The 21054-nt window shown below is 60.3% G+C and carries 19 protein-coding genes; all 19 read right to left on the minus strand.

Annotated elements, in window-relative coordinates:
- Window positions 1–39: 39 nt before the first annotated feature.
- The 19 genes from nuoL to KGB28_RS10655 all read right to left on the minus strand — a co-directional run bounded on the left by nuoL (window position 40) and on the right by KGB28_RS10655 (window position 20936).
- Complete coding sequence (gene nuoL / locus KGB28_RS10560) at window positions 40–1893, minus strand: NADH-quinone oxidoreductase subunit L (RefSeq protein WP_223444744.1); 1854 nt, start codon at window positions 1891–1893, stop codon at window positions 40–42.
- Window positions 1890–2198, minus strand: a complete 309-nt coding sequence (nuoK, locus tag KGB28_RS10565) for an NADH-quinone oxidoreductase subunit NuoK (protein WP_007946416.1) — start codon at window positions 2196–2198, stop codon at window positions 1890–1892. The genes nuoL and nuoK overlap by 4 nt, the downstream gene beginning before the upstream one ends.
- Window positions 2199–2200: 2 nt before the next feature.
- Entirely contained in the window at window positions 2201–2704 is a 504-nt protein-coding gene (gene nuoJ / locus KGB28_RS10570) for an NADH-quinone oxidoreductase subunit J (protein WP_046037836.1), read from the minus strand.
- A 9-nt stretch (window positions 2705–2713) separates the two neighbouring features.
- Window positions 2714–3259 carry an NADH-quinone oxidoreductase subunit NuoI gene (nuoI, locus tag KGB28_RS10575; protein WP_223444746.1) on the minus strand — a complete coding sequence of 182 codons (546 nt, stop codon included), beginning with the start codon at window positions 3257–3259 and terminating at the stop codon, window positions 2714–2716.
- 12 nt (window positions 3260–3271) lie between these two features.
- Complete coding sequence (gene nuoH / locus KGB28_RS10580; protein ID WP_223444748.1) at window positions 3272–4279, minus strand: NADH-quinone oxidoreductase subunit NuoH; 1008 nt, start codon at window positions 4277–4279, stop codon at window positions 3272–3274.
- Window positions 4276–6990, minus strand: a complete 2715-nt coding sequence (gene nuoG / locus KGB28_RS10585) for an NADH-quinone oxidoreductase subunit NuoG (RefSeq protein ID WP_223444750.1) — start codon at window positions 6988–6990, stop codon at window positions 4276–4278. The genes nuoH and nuoG overlap by 4 nt, the downstream gene beginning before the upstream one ends.
- 137 nt (window positions 6991–7127) lie before the next feature.
- Window positions 7128–8483, minus strand: coding sequence for an NADH-quinone oxidoreductase subunit NuoF (nuoF, locus tag KGB28_RS10590; RefSeq protein ID WP_150725934.1), 1356 nt, complete (start codon window positions 8481–8483; stop codon window positions 7128–7130).
- Complete coding sequence (gene nuoE, locus KGB28_RS10595; RefSeq protein ID WP_008020715.1) at window positions 8480–8977, minus strand: NADH-quinone oxidoreductase subunit NuoE; 498 nt, start codon at window positions 8975–8977, stop codon at window positions 8480–8482. The genes nuoF and nuoE overlap by 4 nt, the downstream gene beginning before the upstream one ends.
- Before the next feature lie 2 nt (window positions 8978–8979).
- Window positions 8980–10764 (minus strand): NADH-quinone oxidoreductase subunit C/D, encoded by a 1785-nt coding sequence (gene nuoC, locus KGB28_RS10600; RefSeq protein WP_223444752.1) that lies wholly within the window; start codon window positions 10762–10764, stop codon window positions 8980–8982.
- 73 nt (window positions 10765–10837) lie between these two features.
- Complete coding sequence (locus KGB28_RS10605) at window positions 10838–11512, minus strand: NuoB/complex I 20 kDa subunit family protein (protein WP_007970441.1); 675 nt, start codon at window positions 11510–11512, stop codon at window positions 10838–10840.
- Between the two features lie 10 nt (window positions 11513–11522).
- The gene (locus KGB28_RS10610; protein WP_003223812.1) at window positions 11523–11936 is read right to left on the minus strand and encodes an NADH-quinone oxidoreductase subunit A; all 414 of its coding nucleotides are present in this window, start codon (window positions 11934–11936) and stop codon (window positions 11523–11525) included.
- 640 nt (window positions 11937–12576) lie between these two features.
- Entirely contained in the window at window positions 12577–13902 is a 1326-nt protein-coding gene (gene aceA, locus KGB28_RS10620; RefSeq protein ID WP_034146910.1) for an isocitrate lyase, read from the minus strand.
- Between the two features lie 474 nt (window positions 13903–14376).
- Complete coding sequence (locus tag KGB28_RS10625) at window positions 14377–15138, minus strand: secretin N-terminal domain-containing protein (RefSeq protein ID WP_223444753.1); 762 nt, start codon at window positions 15136–15138, stop codon at window positions 14377–14379.
- A gap of 369 nt (window positions 15139–15507) precedes the next feature.
- Window positions 15508–15933, minus strand: a complete 426-nt coding sequence (locus KGB28_RS10630) for a GNAT family N-acetyltransferase (protein ID WP_223444755.1) — start codon at window positions 15931–15933, stop codon at window positions 15508–15510.
- The gene (locus KGB28_RS10635; protein WP_223444756.1) at window positions 15926–17095 is read right to left on the minus strand and encodes a cupin domain-containing protein; all 1170 of its coding nucleotides are present in this window, start codon (window positions 17093–17095) and stop codon (window positions 15926–15928) included. Before KGB28_RS10635 ends, KGB28_RS10630 begins: the two co-directional genes overlap by 8 nt.
- An 86-nt stretch (window positions 17096–17181) precedes the next feature.
- Window positions 17182–18552: an adenylosuccinate lyase gene (purB, locus tag KGB28_RS10640; RefSeq protein ID WP_223444758.1), complete on the minus strand. Its 1371-nt coding sequence runs from the start codon at window positions 18550–18552 to the stop codon at window positions 17182–17184.
- Between the two features lie 124 nt (window positions 18553–18676).
- Complete coding sequence (gene hflD, locus KGB28_RS10645; protein ID WP_008053455.1) at window positions 18677–19300, minus strand: high frequency lysogenization protein HflD; 624 nt, start codon at window positions 19298–19300, stop codon at window positions 18677–18679.
- Complete coding sequence (gene mnmA / locus KGB28_RS10650; protein ID WP_007972086.1) at window positions 19297–20430, minus strand: tRNA 2-thiouridine(34) synthase MnmA; 1134 nt, start codon at window positions 20428–20430, stop codon at window positions 19297–19299. Before mnmA ends, hflD begins: the two co-directional genes overlap by 4 nt.
- Window positions 20431–20489: 59 nt before the next feature.
- A complete protein-coding gene (locus KGB28_RS10655; protein WP_223444760.1) occupies window positions 20490–20936 on the minus strand; it encodes an NUDIX hydrolase in 447 nt (148 codons plus the stop codon).
- Between the last annotated feature and the right edge of the window lie 118 nt (window positions 20937–21054).

A 21054-nucleotide genomic window follows, 5' to 3' on the forward strand; every position in this document is an offset into this window, starting at 1 on the left:
GACGGGCTCGTTTCCTTTCGCAAATTCGCAAGGTTCATATCAGACCGCTACCAGCACGACGGCGCCAATGACCAGCACGGCACCAGCAGCCATCGAGGCGGCATACCAACGCAGTTGACCGGTCTCGGTACGGCTCAGGGCGGTGTGACCGCCTTTGGCCATGCGCGGGATCAGACCGATGGTCTGGTCGAGCGGGTCTTTGCGCAGTACATGGATGATCGCAAGGTAAGGCTTGACGAACAGTTTGTCGTAGATCCAGTCGAAGCCCCAGGCAGCGAACCACCAGGCCGAAAGGAGACGGCCGATGCCGCTGTTGGCGACGGCAGTGACGAAGCGACGCTTGCCGAGGAACAGCAGCGCGGCCAGCAGGATACCGGCCAGGGCGATGGCGCCCGAAGCGATTTCCAGGCTGTGCTTGGCTTCGCCGCCAGCATGGCCGACGCTTTCCGGCAGTACGCCGTGCAGCGGTGGAACGATCATCGCGCCGATGGCGGTGGACAATACGATCAGCACCGACAGTGGCAGCCAGTGGGCAATGCCGTGACCGGCGTGGGCTTCGGTCTTCGCTTCACCGTGGAACGCGATGAAGATCAGGCGGAAGGTGTAGAGCGAAGTCATGAACGCGCCGACCAGACCTGCATAGAGCAGACCGTTGTTGCCGCTGGCGAACGCTTCCCAGAGGATTTCGTCCTTGGAGTAGAAGCCCGCAGTCACCAGAGGCAGGGCCGCCAGGGCCGCACCGCCGACGATGAAGCTGGCATAGGCCAGTGGCAGTTTCTTCCACAGACCGCCCATCTTGAAGATGTTCTGTTCGTGGTGGCAGGCAACGATCACCGAACCGGACGCAAGGAACAGCAGGGCCTTGAAGAAGGCGTGGGTCATCAGGTGGAAGATCGCGCCGTCCCAGGCACCAACGCCCAGGGCCAGGAACATGTAGCCGATCTGGCTCATGGTCGAGTAGGCGAGGATACGCTTGATGTCGGTCTGGACCAGGGCTGCAAAGCCTGCGAGAACCAGGGTCACGCCACCGACGACTCCTACTAGATGCAGGATTTCCGGCGCCAGGGTGAACAGGCCGTGGGTACGGGCAATCAGGTAGACACCAGCGGTTACCATGGTTGCGGCGTGGATCAGTGCCGAAACCGGAGTCGGGCCGGCCATTGCGTCCGCCAGCCAGGTTTGCAGCGGCAGTTGCGCGGATTTACCGACAGCGCCGCCCAGCAGCATCAGGGTGGCCATGACCATCCAGAAGTCGCCGGACTGGAATTTCTGCGGAGCCAGCACCAGCAGTTCCTGAACGTTCAGGGTGCCCAGTTGGGCAAACAGAATGAACAGGCCGATGGCCATGAACACGTCACCGATACGGGTCACGATGAAGGCCTTGAGTGCGGCGTTACCGTTGTTGCGGTTGCTGTAGTAGAAACCGATCAACAGGTACGAGCACAGGCCCACGCCTTCCCAGCCGAAGTACAGGAACAACAGGTTATCGCCCAATACCAGGAACAGCATGCTGGCGATAAACAGGTTGGTGTAGGCGAAGAAGCGCGAGTAACCGGCTTCACCGCGCATGTACCAGGAGGCGAACAGGTGGATCAGGAAGCCGACGCCAACCACCACACCGAGCATGGTCAGCGACAGGCCGTCCAGGTACAGGGCGAAGTTCGGCGTGAAGCCTTCCACCGCCATCCACTGCCACAACACCAGGGTGTAGTGACCGCCTTCCGGCGGGGCGACGTTGAATTGCCAGATCACATAGGCCGCAACGATCGCCGACAGGCCAATGGAGCCGACGCCGATCAGCGCCGAGAGGTTTTCCGAGAGGCGTCCCCGGGAGAACGCCAGCAGCACAAAACCGATCAGAGGGAACAGGAAAGTCAGATAGAGAAGGTTCATCCGCGCATCTCACTGGCAGCGTCGATATCGAGCGTGTGGAAGCGGCGATACAGTTGCAGCAGGATCGCCAGGCCAATACTGGCCTCGGCGGCTGCCAGGCTGATCACCAGGATGAACATGATCTGTCCATCCGGCTGCGCCCAGCGGCTACCGGCAACGATGAACGCCAAGGCGGAGGCATTCATCATGACCTCCAGGCTCATCAGCACGAAGAGAATGTTGCGGCGGACCATCAGGCCGACCAGACCGAGGCAGAACAGGATGCCGGCGACCGCCAGACCATGCTCCATGGGGATAGCAGGCATCGTCATTGCTCCTTGGCTTCGTTGCGGCCCAAGTGGAACGCCGTGACGGCTGCGGCGAGCAGCAGCATCGAGGCGAGTTCGACCACCAGCAGGTAAGGACCGAACAGGCTGATGCCCACGGCCTTGGCGTCTACGGTGGTGTGGCCGATGGCTTCACCGGTCTGGTGGGAGAACAGCACGTACAGCAGTTCCACCAGCAGCAGCGCGGCGAGGAGGACCGGGCCGCCCCAGATTCCGGGCTTGAGCCAGGCGCGCTCTTGCTGAGCCGAGGCCGGCCCCAGGTTCAGCATCATCACCACGAACACGAACAGCACCATGATGGCGCCAGCGTAGGCGATCACTTCCAGGACACCGGCAAACGGTGCGCCGAGGGCGAAGAACGTCATGGCCACGGCGATCAGCGAAATGATCAGGTAGAGCAGGGCGTGCACAGGGTTGGTGTTGGTGATCACGCGAAGCGTGGACACCACAGCGATACCCGATGCGAAATAGAAAGCGAATTCCATCTTTCTTCCTTAAGGCAGCAAGCTCTTCACGTTGATCGGTTCGGCTTCATTCTGCGCGGAGCCTTTGGGCTTACCGGCAATCGCCATACCTGCAACACGATAGAAGTTGTAATCAGGGTTTTTGCCGGGGCCGGAGATCAGCAGATCTTCTTTCTCGTAAACCAGGTCCTGACGTTTGAACTCGGCCATTTCGAAATCCGGCGTCAGCTGGATCGCGGTGGTCGGGCAGGCTTCCTCGCAGAGGCCGCAGAAAATGCAGCGCGAGAAGTTGATGCGGAAGAAGTCCGGGTACCAGCGACCGTCTTCGGTTTCAGCTTTCTGCAGCGAGATGCAACCGACCGGGCACGCCACGGCGCACAGGTTGCACGCTACACAACGCTCTTCGCCGTCGGGGTCGCGGGTCAGGACGATACGCCCACGGTAGCGCGGCGGCAGGTAGACCGGTTCTTCCGGGTACTGCAGCGTGTCGCGCTTGCGGAAGGCGTGGCTGAAAATCATCACCAGGCTGCGAAGCTGGGTGTAGAAGCCATGCACGATGTCAAAAATGTACTTCATGATTCTCTATCCTCACTGAGCCGCGACGGCGGGCGTGTTGAGCAACACGATCGCAGCGGTCACCAGCATGTTGACGAGGGTCAGCGGCAGGCAGAACTTCCAGCTGAAATCCATCACTTGGTCATACCGTGGGCGCGGAATCGAGGCGCGCAACAGTATGAAGAACATGATGAAGAACGCGGTTTTCAACGCGAACCAGATGAACGGGATCTGCGGCAGGATGCCGAACGGACCGTGCCAGCCACCGAAGAACAAGGTCACCAGCAGCGCCGAAATCAACACGATGCCGATGTACTCGCCGACGAAGAACATGCCCCATTTCATGCCGGCGTATTCAATGTGGTAACCGTCGGCCAGTTCCTGTTCCGCTTCCGGCTGGTCGAACGGGTGACGGTGAGTCACGGCGACGCCAGCGATGAAGAAGGTCAGGAAACCGAAGATCTGCGGAATGACGAACCACAGGTTCTGCGCTTGATATTCAACGATGTCGCGCATGTTGAACGAGCCGACCTGGATCACGATGCCCATCAGCGACAGGCCCATGAACACTTCGTACGACACGGTTTGCGCCGAGGCCCGCAAGCTGCCCAGCAGGGCGAACTTGTTGTTGCTCGACCAGCCGGCGAACAGCACCGCGTAGACCGACAGGCCAGCCATGGCGAAGAAGAACAGGATGCCGATGTTGATGTCCGCGACACCCCAGGTCGGGGTGATCGGGATGATTGCGAAGGCAATCAGCAAGGCGCTCATGGCCACGACCGGCGCCAAAGTGAAGATCACTTTGTCGGCGAACGGCGGAGTCCAGTCTTCCTTGAAGAACATCTTGATCATGTCGGCGGCGATCTGGAACGCGCCGAACGGACCGACGCGGTTCGGACCGTAACGGTCCTGCCAGAGGGCGAGCAGACGACGCTCGACCCAGCTCAGCAGGGCGCCGCAAACCACCACGGCGAGCAGAATCACCACGGCCTTGAGGACCGTGATGATCACATCGATCACTTCAGGAGTGAACAAGGTCATTGAGCTGCCTCCTGCAGACCGTCAACGGATTTGCCAAAGATCGCTGGCGGAATGCCGGCGATGCCCGCAGGCAGTGCCACCAGGCCAGCACCCAGTTCTTCATTGATGCGCAACGGCAGACGCAGGGTCTGACCAGCGACGTTCAGGCTCAGCATGGCACCGTCGTTGACGCCCAGGCGGTCGGCTTCGGACTTGGCCAGAGCAACATAAGCAGCCGGAATGCGTTCCTGAACCGGAGCGGCTTTCGAAGAGTTCTCTTCGCTGCCGAACAGGTGGAAGAACGGCACAACCTGCCAGGTGCCCTGGGCCGGGTTGAACGCGCGCGGAACACTGGCGAACCAGTTCAGCGAGTCACCAGTGCTTTCGATCAGGCGGGTGCCCGGGTCGCCAGCGCGGATATGACCACCGACTTCGTCCTGGAACTTGTTCCAGGCTTGCGGCGAGTTCCAGCCCGGAGACCAGGCGAATGGCACTTGCTGACGCGGTTCGGCCGAGCCCGAGTAACCTTCCATCGAGAAGGCGAACGCGGTGTCCTTGTCCTGCGGGGTACGCGGTTCATGCACGCTGATGTCGGCGCGCATGGCGGTACGACCGGAGTAACGCAGCGGTTCACGGGCCAGCTTCATGCCCTTGATGCGGAACGCGGCGGACGGTGCGGCATCGACGATACGGTTCAGGATCGAAGTGCTGGAAGCGACGGCGGCGGTGGCGTGGTCCAGTTGGGTCCAGTCGATCGGCTGGTTCAACAGGGTCGCGCGCAGGGCATGCAGCCAGCGCCAGCCTTCGTGAACCAGGATGCTCGCGTCCATGTACTTCGGATCGAAGACCTGGAAGAAGCGCTGGGCGCGGCCTTCCTGGCTGACCAGGGTACCGTCGCCTTCAGCGAAGCTGGCGGCTGGCAGAACCAGGTGCGCGCGATCGCTGGTGGCAGTCTTCTGATGGTCGGCGACGATCAGCACTTTGGCGGCGGTCAGGGCGGCATCGACCTTGGCCTTGTCGGTACGGGTGTACAGATCGTTTTCCAGCACGACGATGGCGTCGGCCTTACCCTCGATCACGGCTTGCAGCGCAGCGTCGACCGATTCGCCACCGAGCATGGCCAGGCCGAGGCTGTTGGCCTCTGGCACGATCAGGCTGATGGAACCGTTCTTCTCGCGCAGCTTCAACGCTTTGGCGATGTTCGCGGCGGCTTCGATCAAGGCTTTGGAGCCCAGGGAAGTACCGGCGATGATCAGCGGACGCTTGGCTGCGAGCAGGGCGTCGGCGATGCGCTTGGCCAGTGCGAGGGCTTCAGCGTCCAGGCCTTCAACGGCTGGAGCGCTGGCGTCGAGGGCGTGAGCCACGGCGAAACCGATGCGTGCCAGGTCGTCTGGAGCGGCGTGAACACATTCTTCGGCGATGTCGTCGAGCTTGGTTTCAGCCAGGCTGGCGATGAACAGCGGGTTCAGCGCGTGCTGGCCGATGTTCTTCACGGCGGCGTCGAGCCAAGGCTGGACGCGCATGGCGTCGGCCATGTCTTCGGCCTTGCCCTTGACCGATTGACGCAGGGACAGGGCCATGCGCGCAGCAGTCTGGGTCAGGTCTTCACCGAGGACGAACACGGCGTCGTGGTCTTCGATGTCGCGCATGTTCGGCACTGGCAGCGGGCTGTCTTTGAGCACTTGCAGGACCAGGCGGATGCGCTCCAGCTCGGCAGCTTCGATACCCGAGTAGAAGTGCTCGGCGCCGACCAGTTCGCGCAACGCGTAGTTGCTTTCGAGGCTGGCGCGGGGCGAACCGATACCGACGATGTTGCGACCGCGCAGCAGGTCAGCGGCTTTATCCAGCGCTTCGTCGAGGCTCAGCTTGGCGCCGTTGGCCAGCAAAGGCTGACGCGGGCGATCTTCGCGGTTGACGTAGCCATAGCCGAAACGGCCACGGTCGCACAGGAAGTACTGGTTCACCGAACCGTTGAAACGGTTTTCGATACGACGCAGTTCACCGTAACGCTCGCCCGGGGAGATGTTGCAACCGCTGGAGCAGCCATGGCAGATGCTCGGCGAGAACTGCATGTCCCACTTGCGGTTGTAGCGCTCGGAGTGAGTCTTGTCGGTGAACACACCGGTCGGGCAGACCTCGGTGAGGTTGCCGGAGAACTCGCTTTCCAGGGTGCCGTCTTCAACGCGACCGAAGTACACGTTGTCGTGGGCACCGTACACACCGAGATCGGTGCCGCCAGCGTAGTCTTTATAGAAGCGCACGCAGCGATAGCAGGCGATGCAGCGGTTCATCTCGTGGGAAATGAACGGGCCCAGTTGCTGGTTCTGGTGGGTACGCTTGGTGAAGCGGTAACGGCGCTCGTTGTGGCCGGTCATTACCGTCATGTCTTGCAGGTGGCAGTGACCGCCTTCTTCACAGACCGGGCAGTCGTGAGGATGGTTGGTCATCAACCATTCGACAACACTGGCGCGGAAGGCCTTGGACTCTTCATCTTCGATGGAGATCCAGGTGCCGTCGGTGGCAGGGGTCATGCAGGACATGACGATACGACCACGGGTGTCGTTCTCGTCGGTGTACTGCTTGACCGCGCACTGGCGGCAAGCGCCAACGCTGCCTAGGGCAGGGTGCCAGCAGAAATAAGGGATATCGAGGCCTAGCGACAGACATGCCTGTAACAGGTTGTCTGCCCCGTCGACTTCGAGCTCTTTGCCGTCTACGTGGATAGTGGCCATGGTTCAAAGTTCTTCGTTGGCCCGGTGTCAGCGGGCGTGGCTAATGGAATCTTGTTATCCGCGTGAATCAACACAGCCGTTAAAGGCGTCATCACACGAAAAGCGAAGGGCACGGACCCTTCGCCTTTTTTAAGCGTTTACGCGCCGACCAGGATCGGCCTTGCCAGAGGCGGGACGGCGGCGCTGACAGGCGCGATACCGGCTTCGAACTCTGGACGGAAGTATTTGATTGCGCTGCCCAACGGCTCCACGGCGCCCGGTGCGTGAGCACAGAAGGTCTTGCCAGGGCCGAGGAAGCCGACCAGACCCAGCAGGGTCTCGATGTCGCCTGGCTGGCCCTCGCCGTTCTCGATGGCCATCAGGAGCTTGACGCTCCATGGCAAGCCATCGCGGCACGGGGTGCAGAAGCCACAGGACTCGCGAGCGAAGAACTGCTCCATGTTGCGCAGCAGGGATACCATGTTGACGCTGTCGTCCACCGCCATGGCCAGGCCGGTACCCATGCGGGTGCCCACTTTGGCGATGCCGCCGGCGTACATTTGTGCATCCAGGTGTTCCGGCAACAGGAAGCCGGTACCGGCGCCGCCAGGCTGCCAGCACTTGAGCTTGTAACCGTCGCGCATGCCGCCGGCGTAGTCTTCGAACAGCTCGCGACCGGTGACGCCGAACGGCAGTTCCCACAGACCAGGGTTCTTGACCTTGCCGGAGAAGCCCATGAGCTTGGTGCCCATGTCTTCGCTGCCTTCGCGGGCCAACGATTTGTACCAGTCCACGCCGTCGGCGATGATCGCCGGCACGTTGCACAGGGTCTCGACGTTGTTCACGCAAGTCGGCTTGCCCCACACGCCAACGGCGGCAGGGAAGGGCGGCTTGGAGCGCGGGTTGGCGCGGCGGCCTTCGAGGGAGTTGATCAGAGCGGTTTCTTCGCCGCAGATGTAACGCCCGGCGCCGGTGTGGACGAACAGCTCGAAATCAAAACCCGAACCCAGGATGTTCTTGCCCAGCAGGCCTGCTGCCTTGGCTTCTTCCACGGCACGGTTCAAGTGCTTGGCGGCGGTGGTGTACTCGCCACGCAGGAAGATGTAGCCACGGTAGGTTTTCAGTGCGCGGGCACTGATCAGCATGCCTTCGATCAGCAGATGGGGCAGTTGCTCCATCAGCATGCGGTCTTTCCAGGTGTTGGGCTCCATTTCATCCGCGTTGCACAGCAGGTAGCGGATGTTGATGGACTCGTCCTTGGGCATCAGGCCCCACTTAACACCAGTGGGGAAGCCTGCACCGCCGCGACCCTTGAGGCCGGAATCTTTCACGGTCTGGACGATGTCGTCCTGAGCCATGTCGGCGAAGGCCTTGCGCGCAGCGGCGTAACCGTTCTTGGCCTGGTACTCGTCGAGCCAGACGGCTTCGCCGTCGTCACGCAGACGCCAGGTCAGCGGATGAGTCTCGGCCGAACGCTTGATGAGGTTGGCCGGACCGAAGGAAGTCAGGGTCATACGTAGCCCTCGAGCAATTTGGCAACGCCTGCTGGCTGCACATCACCGAACGTGTCGTCGTCGATCATCAACGCCGGCGCCTTGTCGCAGTTGCCGAGGCAGCAGACCGGCAGCAGGGTGAAACGACCGTCGGCAGTGGTCTGACCCAGGCCGATGCCGAGCTTGCTCTGGATTTCGCTGACCACGGACTCGTGGCCGCCGATGTAGCAGACCATGCTGTCGCAGACGCGAATGATGTGACGACCCACTGGCTGACGGAAGATCTGGCTATAGAACGTCGCCACGCCTTCAACGTCGCTGGCCGGGATGCCGAGGATCTCGCCGATGGCGTACAAGGCGCCGTCCGGCACCCAGCCACGTTCCTTCTGGACGATCTTCAGGGCTTCGATCGACGCCGCGCGCGGGTCTTCGTAGTGATGCAACTCGTGCTCGATGGCCGAGCGCTCGGTTTCACTCAAGGTGAAACGGTCTGTCTGGATAAGCGTGCTGTTCATGCTTAGCGGTCCACGTCGGCCATAACGAAATCGATACTACCCAGGTACGCAATCAAGTCCGCGACCATGCTGCCTTTGATCACCGAAGGGATCTGCTGCAGGTGCGGGAAGCTTGGGGTACGAATCCGGGTGCGGTAGCTCATGGTGCCGCCATCGCTCGTCAGGTAATAACTGTTGATGCCCTTGGTCGCTTCGATCATCTGGAAGGATTCGTTGGCCGGCATGACCGGGCCCCACGAAACCTGCAGGAAGTGCGTGATCAAGGTTTCGATGTGCTGCAGGGTGCGCTCTTTCGGTGGCGGCGTGGTCAGCGGGTGATCCGCCTTGTACGGGCCTTCCGGCATGTTGCGCAGGCACTGGTCGATGATCTTGATGCTCTGGCGCATCTCTTCGACGCGCACGATGCAGCGGTCGTAGGCATCGCCATTGGCCGCCAGCGGCACTTCGAACTCGAAGTTCTCGTAGCCGGAGTACGGGCGCGCCTTACGCAGGTCGAAATCGCAACCAGTGGCGCGCAGGCCGGAACCGGTGACGCCCCATTCCAGGGCCTCTTTGGTGTTGTAGTCGGCGACGCCGATGGTCCGGCCGCGCAGGATGCTGTTGTCCAGTGCGGCTTTCTGGTATTCGTCCAGACGCTTTGGCATCCACTCGACGAAATCCTTGACCAGTTTTTCCCAACCGCGCGGCAGGTCGTGGGCGACGCCACCGATGCGGTACCAGGCCGGGTGCAGACGGAAACCGGTAATGGCCTCGATCACCGTGTACGCCTTCTGGCGGTCGGTGAAGGTGAAGAACACCGGGGTCATGGCGCCGACGTCCTGGATGTAGGTACCCAGGAACAGCAGGTGGCTGGTGATCCGGAAGAACTCGGCCATCATGATGCGGATGACGTCGACCTTCTCCGGCACCTTGATGCCGGCCAGCTTCTCGACCGAGAGCACGTACGGCAGGTTGTTCATCACGCCGCCGAGGTAGTCGATACGGTCGGTGTACGGGATGAAGCTATGCCAGGACTGACGCTCGGCCATCTTCTCGGCACCACGGTGGTGGTAACCGACGTCCGGTACGCAGTCGACGATTTCTTCGCCGTCCAGCTGCAGGATGATGCGGAACGCACCGTGCGCGGACGGGTGGTTCGGGCCGAGGTTGAGGAACATGTAGTCCTCGTTCGGGCCGGAACGCTTCATGCCCCAGTCTTCAGGCTTGAAGCGCGCGGCTTCTTCCTCGAGCTGTTGCTTGGCCAGGGTCAGGCTGAACGGATCGAATTCGGTGGCGCGGGCCGGGAAGTCCTTGCGCAGCGGGTGACCTTCCCAGGTCGGCGGCATCATGATGCGCGACAGGTGAGGGTGGCCTTTGAAGTCGATGCCGAACATGTCCCAGACTTCACGCTCGTACCAGTTGGCGTTCGGCCAGATGCTGGTGACGGTCGGCAAGCTGAGGTCGCTCTCGGACAAGGCGACCTTGATCATGACGTCACTATTACGTTCGATCGACATCAAGTGATAGAACACGGAGAAGTCGACGCCGTTCGGCAGCCCTTGACGCTTGGTGCGCAGGCGCTCGTCCACGCCGTGCAGGTCATAGAGCATGACGTACGGCTTGGGCAGGTTACGCAGGAAGCCCAAGACTTCGACGAGTTTGGCGCGGGCAACCCAAAGCACCGGCATGCCGGTGCGGGTAGCCTGGGCGGTGAACGCCTCCGGGCCAAAACGGTTATTCAGTTCGACGACCACATCCTGGTCGTCTGCCTTGTAAGGCGGGATGTACAGAGCACTGCCTGTAGTCATGGTTATTTTATCGCTTTCGGTCAACGTAAAGAATGAAGCCAGTTTCTCGTTCTATTAAAGAAGCAGATCTGGATCAGACTTCGTCGGGGCTGCGCAGGTTGGTTACCTGAATACGCTGTTCGCGGCGCTTTTCCTTTTCGGAAGGCATCTCGGCGCGGTACACGCCTTGATCGCCAACGACCCAGGAAAGTGGACGACGCTCCTGGCCAATCGACTCCTGCAACAGCATCAAGCCTTGCAGGAAAGCCTCAGGGCGGGGCGGGCAACCAGGCACGTAGACGTCCACGGGCAGGAACTTGTCCACCCCTTGAACGACGGAGTAGATGTCGTACATGCCACCGGAGTTGGCGCACGAACCCATGGAGATGACCCATTTAGGCTCGAGCATTTGCTCGTAGAGACGCTGAATGATCGGCGCCATCTTGATGAAGCAGGTACCGGCGATAACCATGAAATCCGCCTGGCGCGGCGATGCCCGGATAACCTCGGCGCCAAAGCGCGCGATGTCGTGGGGCGCCGTGAAGGCGGTGGTCATTTCCACGTAGCAGCACGAAAGACCGAAGTTATACGGCCACAGGGAGTTCTTGCGCCCCCAGTTGATCGTGCCGTTAAGCACGTCTTCGAGCTTGCCCATGAAAATGTTTTTGTGGACTTGATCTTCTAACGGATCGGAAACGGTTTCCCGCTGGCCAATCGGATACTGCTCGTTAGGAGCATCGGGGTCGATCCTGGTGAGATTGTATTGCATTGCCAAAGCCTCATTGTTTCAGCTTCGCTTGCCGCTTGCGCCGAGCTTCCGGAGCCCAGTCAAGGGCGCCCACTCGGAATAGGTAGACAAGGCCTGCCAACAGAATTGCTATGAAAACGAGAGCTTCGACGAATCCGGTCCAGCCGCTTTCGCGGACGGACACAGACCATGCAAAGAGAAAGAGGGCTTCGATATCGAAGATCACGAAGAGCATCGCGACCAGATAGAATTTGGCTGAGAGCCGCAAGCGGGCGCCACCTGTAGGTAGCATGCCGGACTCGAACGGTTCGTTTTTGCTGCGGCCCCAGGCTTTTGACCCAAGGAGGCTGGAGACGCCCAGCATGAAGGCACAGAGGCCGACGACGCCTAGAAGGAAAATGGCAAAGCCCCAGTTGTGGGCCATGAGTCCTGTCGCTTCGGGCATGCTGGTAATCCTTAACAGAGAGCAAAGGTCTCTGAGCTTGAAAAGAAACAAAAGCAGTGACGATATGTCGCAGCAATCAATCCCGCTGATTTTATGGCTAAACACCCGGCAAGTAAAATTCCTATAGCGAAATTTATTATAGGAATAAGGACATAGCGCGCTTCAAAAGCCCCGCAGGCCTTGCGCCTTGGGCATTAGCCGGCATTTCGTCAATTATGTTTTGTAGGGAATGTAACGAACATTGTTTGCGATAAATGATAATCAGTATTGTTTGGCATGGTTTTTAAACTGCTTGTCCTTCGGATACTCGGGAAGTTGTCTTATATGGGCGTTACAGCAAGTAGCGGAGGGGTGTGTTTTAGCGGGTTTTTCTGACAGCCGTACCGCTCTGGGTCAATGATTTTCAGATCACCACTTTCCCCTGTGGGAGCGGGCTTGCTCGCGAATGCGGTTCATCATTGAGTATTGATGTCGACTGATCCGACGCTTTCGCGAGCAAGCCCGCTCCCACAGGGTTTTTGCAGTGTTTGTTGAATCGCAGGCAAAAAAAACGCCCCGAACCAGTCGGGGCGTCAGATGTGCAGCGCTGCGGTTAGCTTTCTATTCGGCCCGTAGCGGCTGATGTCTCAGGCGAAGCAGATCAGTGGAACTGTTCTTCTTCGGTCGAACCGGTCAGCGCGGTTACCGAGGACGAGCCACCCTGGATCACGGTGGTCATGTCGTCGAAGTAGCCGGTGCCCACTTCCTGCTGGTGCGCCACGAAGGTGTAACCCTTGGAAGCGTCAGCGAATTCCTGCTCTTGCAGCTTCACGTAGGCAGTCATGTCGTTGCGGGCGTAGTCGTGCGCCAGGTTGAACATGCTGTGCCACATGTTGTGAATGCCGGCCAGGGTGATGAACTGGTGCTTGTAGCCCATGGCGGACAGTTCGCGCTGGAACTTGGCGATGGTCGCGTCGTCCAGGTTTTTCTTCCAGTTGAAGGAAGGCGAGCAGTTGTACGACAGCAGTTGGTCCGGGTATTCCTTCTTGATCGCTTCAGCGAAGCGACGAGCCTCGTCCAGGTCTGGCTTGGCGGTTTCGCACCAGATCAGGTCGGCGTACGGAGCGTAGGCCAGGCCGCGAGCGATGGCCTGGTCCAGACCGGCACGAACCTTGTAGAAGCCTTCCTGGGTACGTTCGCCAGTCACGAATGGCTGGTCGTACGGGTCGCAGTCGGACGTCAGCAGGTCAGCGGCGTTAGCGTCGGTACGGGCCAGGATGATGGTCGGAGTACCGGCAACGTCGGCAGCAAGGCGGGCAGCGGTCAGCTTCTGTACGGCTTCCTGGGTAGGAACCAGTACCTTGCCGCCCATGTGGCCGCATTTCTTCACGGAAGCCAGTTGGTCTTCGAAGTGAACGCCGGCGGCGCCTGCTTCGATCATGCTCTTCATCAGCTCGTAAGCGTTCAGTACGCCGCCGAAACCGGCTTCGGCGTCAGCCACGATCGGTGCGAAGTAGTCGATGTAGCCGTCGTCGCCCGGGTTCTTGCCGGCTTTCCACTGGATCTGGTCGGCACGACGGAACGAGTTGTTGATGCGCTTGACCACGGTTGGAACCGAGTCCACCGGGTACAGCGACTGGTCCGGGTACATCGATTCGGCGGAGTTGTTGTCCGCAGCCACTTGCCAGCCAGACAGGTAGATCGCCTGGATACCGGCCTTGACTTGTTGTACAGCCTGGCCGCCGGTCAGGGCGCCCATGCAGTTGACGAAATCTTTCTCAGGACGGAAGGCTGGCTTGGCACCCTGGGTCACCAGGTTCCACAGCTTCTCGGCGCCCATTTTTGCAAAGGTGTGCTCAGGTTGAACCGAGCCACGCAGGCGGACGACGTCAGCAGCGGAGTAAGTGCGTGTCACGCCTTTCCAGCGCGGGTTTTCAGCCCAGTCTTTTTCGAGGGCTGCAATTTGCTGTTCGCGTGTCAGTGCCATGGGAGATAAACCTCGTCGCGTCTTTATGAAAAGTTGTTCTGCGGTGGAAAATTCCTGCGCTCGCTGACCAGAAGCTTAAGCGGTCAAGTCGGATTCGGCGGGGAGGGCGACGGGATGAACGATCGGCTCGAGGGGAAGTGAGCAGGTAAAGGCGAACTGCGGGCGCATTCAGGCGTCGTGGGCCTTGGTGCGAACAACAGTGTGGTGCCGGGTTACCTATTACGCTTCCGTCCCTCGGGACAACTTCGTTCCAGTCGACAACCTCGTCAAACACACCTTGTGGGCGGTACAGACACGAAGCGGTTCGCGGGGGTAGGTGCGAACATCGCCTCGAAGGCCCTTGCCAGGGCCTCTGATTAGCGGGAGCGAGGCCATCATGCCTTCGCTTTTTTGCCTCGTCAAACGTTTTGTAGTGCTTTTTTTCAGGCACTACATCTTTGGTCTAATACGACTCGTCAGTCAGTTTTTGGTGCTTTAGTCCAGGGTGTCGACTTTCACCCGCAATGTCATGTCGTTGCGGCTCTGGGTCGAGTAGCTGCGGGTCTGGCCCTGTTTGTCGGCCTGGGTCTGGCCGTTGACCCCGGCCAGCAGGATCCACTCGCCGAGATGGCCGGTGACGGTTGTGTCGGTGCTTTGTACGTTCACTACATCGGGACGTTCCTGGCTCATGCGGTCACGGTTGGTACTGATCGACAGGTGAACGATGTCGCCGGTGACGTTTGCCGTGACGTAGAAGCCCTGAGTGACGTTGCGGTATTCGGTCTGGCTGCGCAGGTCGCCGTAGGAATCGGTCTGCGAACTGGTCAGCGGCACGCTCTGGCCGACCTGGATCAGTGCCGGTGCGCCTTCGCTGGCCTGCACTTGCTGAATGCCGCCGTCGCGGCTATCGGTGCTGTAGTTGATGATGCGGGTCTGGCTTGGCTTGGCACCGTTCACCGAATAACCCTGGTCACCCTGGAAGTTGTTGTCGCTGGTGTCGACGGTGATCAGCAGGCGCTTGGGAGCGGTGTCGAGTTGCGAAAGAAGGGCTTTAAGTTCGTCGATCTTGCGCTGATCGGCGTTGACGATGAGTTGATTGCCGTAGGCGCTGACCTGTCCGTCCTTGCCGACGAAATCCTGCGCCACCGGCAGCAGGTCGGCGCTGGTGTGGTAGTTCAGGGGCACGATTTCGGTGGCTGCCATGACCGAAAAACTGCAGGCTACCAGCAGGGTGCTGAGCAGGGTGCGTAGGGACATATCCGTTATCTCCGCCAACTTGAATTGATGATAGAGCCAGTTTGTCGGCCCTGGGTGTGTAGGAGCGAGCTTGCTCGCGATGAATTTGCAGGCGACGCGATTTGCCTGGGGGTGCGAGTTATCGTTTACGTCCATCGCGAGCGAGCTCGCTCCTACAGGTATCAGGTTGTCGGCCTGGAGTGGCGCTAGTTGAATCGTAGGCAGCAAAACGCCCCGGCATCGGTTGATGGCGGGGCGTTTTGTGGTGTTTCGTCGGGCCTCATCGCGAGCAAGCTCGCTCCCACAGAGGTTCTATGTTTGACACACAATTAGTGGTCGCTGGAGATCCCTTGTGGGAGCGAGCTTGCTCGCGATGGAGGCACCCGGGTCTCAGGCTGAATGGCGAACCATGTCCACATGCGGAATCCCGGCTTCCAGGAACTCCTCACTGACCAGGTGAAAGCCCAGGCGCTCATAGAACGCCGTGGCTTGTACCTGGGCGCTGAGCATCTGCTGCTTGAGTCCGCGCTCTTCGGCTTCACCGATTACCGCTTGCATCAGTGCATCGCCGACTTTCAGGCCGCGCCAGTCCTTGAGCACCGATACCCTGCCGACGTGGCCGTCGGGCAACAGGCGGGCGGTGCCAATCGGAAAGTCGCCTTCGTAAGCGAGGAAATGCACTGCATCGATGTCATCGGCGTCCCATTCCAGTTCTGGCGGAACGGATTGCTCGGCGACGAACACCGTCTCACGAATGCGCCGGATCTCGGCGTTGTCCTTCTGCCAGTCTGCGACACGAACGTGAATCTTATTCATCGGCAAACCCCAGGCTTCCTTGCTTGACCAGTTCGCACAGCAGGCCGCGGCCGTCTTCGTCGCTCAGCCAGTCGCCAAGGTTATCGGCGTGCAGCGAATCGGCGGCGCAGATCATCTTCAGCAGTTCGCGCAGTTTGCCCGGCAGGTAGCGGCTCTGGCCGCTGGCGAACAGCAGCAGGTCGTCATCGACTTCAGACCACGCCAGGCGTGCGCTCGGGTTGCGAATCAGGATTGCGCCTTGCTCCAGGGCGGACATGAAGTCCTCTTCTTCGACGTCTTCCGGGCCCACCACCAGTTCCGGGTAGCGTGGCTCGGTCATGAACTGGCCGAACCAGGTCAGTAGCAGGCGCTCGTCGCTCATGTGCTCGGCCAGCAGGCCTTTGAGGCGGTCGAGTGCGTCGCGCTGGATCTGGTGAGGATCGGCAGTCGGCAAGGCATCGGCGTCGGTGTAGCGTTCTTCGTCCGACAGGAACTGGCTGAGGAAATCAGTGAAGTGGGTCAGCACTTCAGCAGCGCTCGGTGCGCGGAAGCCGACCGAGTAGGTCATGCATTCATCGACGGCGACGCCGCAATGGGCCAGGCGTGGCGGCAGGTAGAGCATGTCGCCCGGTTCCAGCACCCATTCATCGGTGGCTTCGAATTCGGAGAGGATGCGCAGGTCGGCGTGGGCCAGCATCGGGCTCTCGGTGTTGCACATCTGGCCGATCTTCCAGTTGCGCTTGCCGTGGCCTTGCAGCAGGAACACGTCGTAGTTGTCGAAGTGCGGACCAACGCTGCCACCTGGTGCGGCGTAGCTGATCATCACGTCGTCGATGCGCCAGCTCGGCAGGAAGCGGAAGTTTTCCAGCAGTTCGCTGACTTCCGGGACGAACTGATCCACGGCTTGCACCAGCAGGGTCCAGTCAGTTTCAGGCAGCTTGCTGAATTCATCTTCGGCGAACGGGCCGCGACGCAGTTCCCACGGGCGCTCGCCATTCTCGATGATCAGTCGCGATTCGACTTCTTCTTCCAGCGCCAGGCCGGCCAGTTCGTCGGCGTCGATCGGGCTTTCGAAATCAGGAATCGCCTGACGGATCAACAGCGGCTTTTTCTGCCAGTAGTCGCGCAGGAATTCCCGTGCCGTGATGCCGCCCAGAAGTTGAAGAGGAATATCAGGATTCATGTGTAACCTATTGAAAAAATGCACTTTTCAGACGGGAATAAAAACGCCCGGCGCGGCCGGGCGTCTTAAAAGGGTCTAGCGGTCGATCAGATGCGCTTGGCTTGTTCTACAGCGTTGCCGATGTAGTTCGCCGGGGTGAGCAATTTCAGCTCGGCCTTGGCGGCGGCTGGCATGTCCAGGCCATCGATGAAAGTCTGCAGCGCTTCTGGGCTGATGCCCTTGCCGCGGGTCAGTTCTTTGAGCTTTTCGTACGGGTTTTCGATGTTGTAGCGACGCATCACGGTCTGGATCGGCTCGGCTAATACTTCCCAGCAGGCGTTCAGGTCAGCGGCAATCTTCTGCTCGTTGAGCTCAAGCTTGCTGATGCCCTTGAGGCTGGCTTCGTACGCGATCACGCTGTGGGCGAAGCCGACACCGAGGTTGCGCAGTACGGTGGAGTCGGTCAGGTCGCGCTGCCAGCGGGAGATTGGCAGCTTGCTCGCCAGGTGCTGGAACAGTGCGTTGGCGATACCCAGGTTGCCTTCGGAGTTTTCGAAGTCGATCGGGTTGACCTTGTGCGGCATGGTCGACGAACCGATTTCGCCAGCGATGGTGCGCTGCTTGAAATATCCCAGGGAGATGTAGCCCCAGATGTCGCGGTCGAAGTCGATCAGGATGGTGTTGAAACGGGCGATCGCGTCGAACAGCTCGGCAATGTAGTCGTGCGGTTCGATCTGCGTGGTGTACGGGTTGAAGCCCAGGCCCAGTTCGTCTTCGATGAAGGCGCGGGCGTTGGCTTCCCAGTCGATCTCAGGGTAGGCCGACAGGTGGGCGTTGTAGTTGCCGACAGCGCCGTTGATCTTGCCCAGCAGCGGAACGGCAGCGACTTGAGCGATTTGACGCTCCAGACGGTAAACCACGTTCGCCAGCTCTTTGCCCAGGGTGGTCGGCGAGGCCGGCTGACCGTGGGTGCGCGACAGCATCGGCACGTCGGCGAAGCGGATCGCCAGTTCGCGGATGGCGTTGGCGGTCTGGCGCATCAGCGGCAGCATCACGTCATCACGGCCTTCGCGCAGCATCAGGGCGTGGGACAGGTTGTTGATGTCCTCGCTGGTGCAGGCAAAGTGGATGAACTCGCTGACCTTGGCCAGTTCCGGCAGCTTGGCCGCTTGCTCTTTGAGCAGGTATTCGATGGCCTTGACGTCGTGGTTGGTGGTGCGCTCGATCTCTTTGACGCGCTCGGCGTGCTCCAGAGAGAAGTTTTCCGCCAGGGTGTTGAGCACAGCGTTGGCTTCGGCGGAGAACGCCGGCACTTCACTGATGGCAGGGTGAGCGGCCAGGCGCTGGAGCCAGCGCACTTCAACCAGAACGCGGGCACGGATCAGGCCGTACTCGCTGAAAATTGGGCGCAGGGCCTGGGTTTTGCCGGCGTAGCGGCCGTCAACAGGGGAAACCGCAGTGAGCGAAGAAAGCTGCATGGGGTGTTCTCGGACAGTCGGGCAACGAAATGGGGCGCGTATCATACATGAAAAAATCCGCCGGTCCGTCGCCAACTGACCGGCGTATTACGCGTATTGCTGAGTTTGGTTCTGTCGATGCGGGTTATTCGTTACGCATCAAGGGGTAAAGCTCTTTGAGCAATTTGCGGCGGCTGATCACCAGCTGCCAGCGATGACCGCCCAATTGCCGCCACAGGCGCGCCGAACGAATGCCGGCCAGCAGCAAGGCGCGAATTTTCGAGGCGTTGCTCGGTTGTTGCAGGTTGCGCATGTCACCGTGCACCTGGATGCGTTGGCGCAGGGTGCTCAGGGTGTCCTGATACAGCGCGCCACAGGCGGCGACGACGTTTTCGTGGGCCGGGCCGAAGTGTTCGACCTGGGACTGAATCTGCGGCAGGCGCTTGCCGATCACGTCGAGCATGTCGTTGCGCTTGGCCAGCTGACGCTCAAGGCCGAGCATGGCCAGGGCATAGCGCAGCGGTTCGCGCTGCAGGGCGCTCGGGTCGCGTTCGAGGGCGCCGATCAGCGCACGGTAGCCTTCACGCAGGTTGATGTCGTCGCCGCCGTAAACCTCCAAAGTGTCCTTGGGGTCGCGGATCAGCAGGCTGCCGAGCATGCAGGTCAGGCCGGCTTCGTTGGTCTGGCCGGTCTTGGCGATCCTGTCCACCAGCACCGCGGCGAGAAACACGCCGCCCAGTGCTGTCAGTTGCTCCTGAATCGGGTTCATAGGGCCTGGCCCTTGCTCGTCCACGGTTCGGCTACTTCAATCACGCCGCCGCCGAGGCAGATTTCACCGTCATAGAACACCACGGACTGGCCCGGAGTGACCGCGCGTTGCGGATCATCGAAGGTTGCGCGATAACCGGTGGCGGTTTTTTCCAGGGTGCAGGGTTGGTCGCTCTGGCGATAACGAACCTTGGCGGTCAGCTTGCGTGGCTGGCTCAGGTCGATCGGGTTGACCCAATAGATGTCCGAGGCGAGCAGGGCGCGGGAGAACAGCCACGGGTGATCATTGCCCTGGCCAACGATCAGCTCGTTGTGTTCAAGGTCCTTGATCAGCACGTACCACGGCTCGTCACTGGCATCTTTCAGGCCACCAATGCCCAGGCCCTGGCGCTGGCCGATGGTGTGGTACATCAGGCCGTGGTGACGGCCGATGATTTCGCCTTCGGTGGTCTTGATCTCGCCCGGTTGCGCCGGCAGGTACTGCTTGAGGAAGTCGCTGAAGCGGCGCTCGCCGATAAAGCAGATCCCGGTGGAATCCTTTTTCTTCGCGGTCGCCAGTTCGTATTTCTCGGCAATGGCGCGCACTTGCGGTTTTTCCAGCTCGCCGACCGGGAACAGGGTCTTGGCGATCTGTTCGCCGCCGACGGCGTGCAGGAAGTAGCTCTGGTCCTTGTTCGGGTCCAGGCCCTTGAGCAGTTCGGTGCGGCCATCGATGTCGCGGCGACGCACGTAGTGACCGGTGGCAATCAGGTCGGCGCCAAGCATCATGGCGTAGTCGAGGAACGCCTTGAACTTGATTTCGCGGTTGCACAGGATGTCCGGGTTCGGCGTGCGTCCGGCCTTGTATTCGGCGAGGAAATGCTCGAACACGTTGTCCCAGTACTCGGCGGCGAAGTTGGCGGTGTGCAGCTTGATGCCAATCTTGTCGCACACGGCTTGAGCATCCGCCAGGTCATCCATGGCGGTGCAGTATTCCGTTCCATCGTCTTCTTCCCAGTTCTTCATGAACAGGCCTTCCACCTCATAACCCTGCTCGATCAGCAGGAGGGCGGAAACGGAAGAGTCCACGCCGCCGGACATGCCGACAATGACGCGCTTCTTTTGTGTGTCAGAAGGGGCTGGATCACGCATAGGGATTCAATGAGTGTCTTGAAAAAGGACGCGATTCTAGCAGGCTCGGGCCCGCAAGGCTAAAGAGAAGGACGGATCAATTCGAGACCGAAGTGTTGGCCTGCCAGATAGTCGTCGATGCAGCGGATAATCAGCTCGCTGCGCCAGTTGTCGCGCTGCTCGATTAATTCGTCGCGGGTCAACCACTTGGCGCCGACGATGCCGTCATCCAGTTGATAATCCGCGTGGTGTTTCAGCGGTTTGGCGATGAAGCAGACCCGCTGGTACGTCACGCCGTTGCTCGGGGCGGTGTAGAGGTAAATGCCCAGTACGCCGGTCGGTTCGACGTCCCAGCCGGTTTCCTCGAGGGTTTCGCGCACGGCGGCTTCGGTCAGGGTTTCGTTCGGGTCCAGATGGCCGGCGGGCTGGTTGAGCACGTTGCGACCGGCCTTGTGTTCTTCGACCATCAGGAAGCGGCCGTTGTCTTCGACGATGGTGGCGACGGTGATGTGGGGTTTCCAGTCCATAAACTTCCTCAATTCTGAAGTTGAAATGCGATCAGTGTGGGAGCGGGCTTGCTCGCGAATGCGGTGGGTCAGCCAATAAAGATGCTGAATGATAAACCGCATTCGCGAGCAAGCCCGC

It is taken from the genome of Pseudomonas sp. BF-R-19 (assembly GCF_019956445.1).
In the GTDB taxonomy this organism is placed as follows: domain Bacteria; phylum Pseudomonadota; class Gammaproteobacteria; order Pseudomonadales; family Pseudomonadaceae; genus Aquipseudomonas; species Aquipseudomonas fluorescens_BH.

Excerpts from the sequence above, each read along its gene's own strand:
- nuoE (WP_008020715.1), bottom strand. The coding sequence starts at position 8,977 with ATGAACAGCACGCTTATCCAGACAGACCGTTTCACCTTGAGTGAAACC.
- KGB28_RS10655 (WP_223444760.1), bottom strand. The coding sequence starts at position 20,936 with ATGGACTGGAAACCCCACATCACCGTCGCCACCATCGTCGAAGACAAC.
- nuoK (WP_007946416.1), bottom strand. The coding sequence starts at position 2,198 with ATGCCTGCTATCCCCATGGAGCATGGTCTGGCGGTCGCCGGCATCCTG.
- nuoG (WP_223444750.1), bottom strand. The coding sequence starts at position 6,990 with ATGGCCACTATCCACGTAGACGGCAAAGAGCTCGAAGTCGACGGGGCA.
- KGB28_RS10625 (WP_223444753.1), bottom strand. The coding sequence starts at position 15,138 with ATGTCCCTACGCACCCTGCTCAGCACCCTGCTGGTAGCCTGCAGTTTT.
- KGB28_RS10605 (WP_007970441.1), bottom strand. The coding sequence starts at position 11,512 with ATGCAATACAATCTCACCAGGATCGACCCCGATGCTCCTAACGAGCAG.
- nuoI (WP_223444746.1), bottom strand. The coding sequence starts at position 3,259 with ATGAAGTACATTTTTGACATCGTGCATGGCTTCTACACCCAGCTTCGC.
- aceA (WP_034146910.1), bottom strand. The coding sequence starts at position 13,902 with ATGGCACTGACACGCGAACAGCAAATTGCAGCCCTCGAAAAAGACTGG.
- hflD (WP_008053455.1), bottom strand. The coding sequence starts at position 19,300 with ATGAACCCGATTCAGGAGCAACTGACAGCACTGGGCGGCGTGTTTCTC.
- mnmA (WP_007972086.1), bottom strand. The coding sequence starts at position 20,430 with ATGCGTGATCCAGCCCCTTCTGACACACAAAAGAAGCGCGTCATTGTC.
- purB (WP_223444758.1), bottom strand. The coding sequence starts at position 18,552 with ATGCAGCTTTCTTCGCTCACTGCGGTTTCCCCTGTTGACGGCCGCTAC.
- KGB28_RS10610 (WP_003223812.1), bottom strand. The coding sequence starts at position 11,936 with ATGCCCGAAGCGACAGGACTCATGGCCCACAACTGGGGCTTTGCCATT.
- KGB28_RS10635 (WP_223444756.1), bottom strand. The coding sequence starts at position 17,095 with ATGAATCCTGATATTCCTCTTCAACTTCTGGGCGGCATCACGGCACGG.
- nuoL (WP_223444744.1), bottom strand. The coding sequence starts at position 1,893 with ATGAACCTTCTCTATCTGACTTTCCTGTTCCCTCTGATCGGTTTTGTG.
- nuoC (WP_223444752.1), bottom strand. The coding sequence starts at position 10,764 with ATGACTACAGGCAGTGCTCTGTACATCCCGCCTTACAAGGCAGACGAC.
- nuoJ (WP_046037836.1), bottom strand. The coding sequence starts at position 2,704 with ATGGAATTCGCTTTCTATTTCGCATCGGGTATCGCTGTGGTGTCCACG.
- nuoH (WP_223444748.1), bottom strand. The coding sequence starts at position 4,279 with ATGACCTTGTTCACTCCTGAAGTGATCGATGTGATCATCACGGTCCTC.
- KGB28_RS10630 (WP_223444755.1), bottom strand. The coding sequence starts at position 15,933 with ATGAATAAGATTCACGTTCGTGTCGCAGACTGGCAGAAGGACAACGCC.
- nuoF (WP_150725934.1), bottom strand. The coding sequence starts at position 8,483 with ATGACCCTGACTTCCTTCGGTCCGGCCAACCTCATCAAGCGTTCGGCC.